The sequence below is a fragment of the Micrococcus sp. LASM2_SD2 genome (genome assembly GCF_057364565.1).
The window spans coordinates 1-2271 of sequence record NZ_JBNFOB010000301.1 but is presented as its reverse complement, the minus strand read 5'-3'; the positions used below and the strand labels follow the sequence as shown (position 1 = coordinate 2271).

Genomic DNA, 2271 nt, shown 5'->3' with positions numbered 1-2271 from the left:
CACGCCCCAGACCGTCGGCCGGCCGCGGGGACACCCGCTCGAGGCCCGCCTCTCGCCAGGTGAGCGCGAGCGTCAGCAGCACCACGCCCGCCCAGACGGGCAGTCGCGTCCACCACCACAGGGCAGACCCCGGCTCCGGCCCCGCCCTGACGAACCACAGGGCACCGTTGAGCGCGATGACCACGGCCAGGTGCCACAGGTAGAGGTGCATCGCCTGCCGTCCGACCACCAGGAGCACCGCCTGCACCGCACGCGCCCGGGCGATCCGGCGCAGCGCCGGACGCAGGAGCTGGAACAGCGCCAGGTGCATGAGCCCGACCGTCAGCAGCGGCAGGGTCGGGCCCCGCGTCACGATGACCCCATGACGCAGACCAAGGGACCGGAAGGCTCGGGGATCGTCGGGTCAGCGAAGCAGGCGGTGCACGACGGTGGAGACACCGCCAAAGACTCGGCCGCGATGCGCACCAGGGCGCCAAGGACGCCGCCCACTCGGACACCTTTCGCAAGCTCGCCCGCGTCGGGCATGTGGCCAACGGCATCCTCCACATCCTGATCGGCGGGCTCGATCCTGCTGATCGTAATCGGCGCCGTCGTGATCGTGGTGGGCGGCTGCCACGTGTACAACGGGGTGACGAGGAAGTTCGCGGAGGACCTGCAGTCCCCGTCCCGTTCGGAGGTCTCGAAGGCCCTGACCTGGACGGGTGTGGTCGGCTACGTGGCCAAGGGCATCGTGCTGGCGATGATGGGCGTGCTGTTCATCGTGGCCGTGGTCCAGAACGACCCCTCGGACAACACCGGCATGGACGGGGCCCTGAAGACGCTGCAGGACCAGCCGTTCGGCGTGTACATCCTGGTGGCCGTGGCCGTGGCCGTGGGCGTGGGCCTGATCCTCTACGGCATCCACCAGTTCCTGCGCTCCCGGTACGACCGGATGGAGGCCTGAGCGGCCCCGCAGACTCAGCCTTCCGGGGCGGAGCGCTCTCCGCCCTGGGGCCCCCGACCTCAGCCCTGCGCACCGCACGATCTCAGCCCTGAGTCGGATACGGCGGGCCGGTCCCGCGGCATAGAGTGGGTGACCGGCCCGCCGCGTCCGTCGTGGGCCGGGCGGGGCGTCCGCCGGGTTCGCACGCAGGAGGGAGGCCCACCGTGGCAGCAGAGCAGGCCCCGGCCTCCGTGCAGGGTTCCGCCTCCGTGCAGGGCCTGACCTCCGAGCAGGTCGCCGAGCGCGTCGCCGCCGGACAGACCAACGCCCAGCCGGATGACACGTCCCGGTCGCTGCTGACCATCCTGCGTGTCCACGTCCTGACGCTGTTCAACCTCACGATCGGCCTGGCCGCCGCGGTCATCATCGTCCTGGGCCGCTGGCTGGACCTGTTGTTCTGCCTGGCCGCCGTGGCCAACGTGGTGATCGGCGTGGTGCAGGAGTACTCCGCGAAGCGGAAGCTGGAGAAGATCGCGCTGCTGCACCAGGACGGCGTCACGGTGGTCCGGGACGGGGCTCGGCAGAGCGTGGCTCTGGCGGACGTGGTGCTGGACGACGTGGTGGCGCTGCGCCGCGGCGACCAGGTCCCGGTGGATGCCGAGGTGCTGACGGCGGACGGCCTGGACCTGGACGAGTCCCTGCTCACCGGCGAGTCCGACCCCGTGCCGAAGCGTCCCGGAGACACCGTGCTCTCGGGTTCCGCGGTGGTGGCGGGCACCGGCCTGGTGCGTGCCACCGCCGTGGGCGCGGACTCCCATGCCTCGAAGCTCGCCGCCCAGGCGCGCCGGTTCACGAAGATCTCCTCCGAGCTGCGCGGGGCGCTGGAGAAGGTGGCCTCCTGGATCACCGTCGCCCTGGTCCCGATCGTCGCGCTGATCGTCCACGGGCAGGTGCAGGCGTTCGGCGGCTGGGCCTACGCGCTGGAGAACCCCCGCGAGGTCGCCCTGGAGCCGGCACTGGTGGCGTCCGTAGCCGCGGTGACGAGCATGATTCCCCAGGGTCTGGCCCTGATGACCACCATCTCCTTCGCCGTGGCCGCCCTGAAGCTGGCCCGCGAGCAGGTGCTCATCCAGGAGCAGCCGGCCGTGGAGATCCTCGCCCGCGTGGACGTGGTCTGCGTGGACAAGACCGGCACCCTCACCGAGGGCGGCATCGTCTTCCACGGCGCCGAGCCCCTGGACGCGGATGGTGCGGATCCGTCCGCCCGTCCCGACGACGGCACGGTCGCCTCCGCCACGCCGCTCGCCGCCGCCACGCGCCCCGCCCCCCCTCCTTCCCCGGGCGGCCCA

Annotated in this window: 2 protein-coding genes and 1 pseudogene; 2 read left to right on the top strand and 1 reads right to left on the bottom strand. The window is 72.0% G+C overall.

Annotated features, from left to right (window positions below; genetic code table 11):
- A pseudogene (locus AC2W7A_RS11695) lies at positions 1 to 352 on the bottom strand (acyltransferase family protein); the annotation flags it as partial.
- Between the two features lie 240 nt (positions 353 to 592).
- On the opposite strand from AC2W7A_RS11695, the gene AC2W7A_RS11690 reads away from it, so the two are divergent.
- Both AC2W7A_RS11690 and AC2W7A_RS11685 read left to right on the top strand, forming a co-directional pair.
- Complete coding sequence (locus AC2W7A_RS11690; RefSeq protein WP_485991494.1) at positions 593 to 943, top strand: DUF1206 domain-containing protein; 351 nt, start codon at positions 593 to 595, stop codon at positions 941 to 943.
- Between the two features lie 203 nt (positions 944 to 1146).
- Positions 1147 to 2271: HAD-IC family P-type ATPase (locus AC2W7A_RS11685; protein WP_485991493.1), on the top strand; the 1125-nt coding region annotated here is incomplete at its 3' end.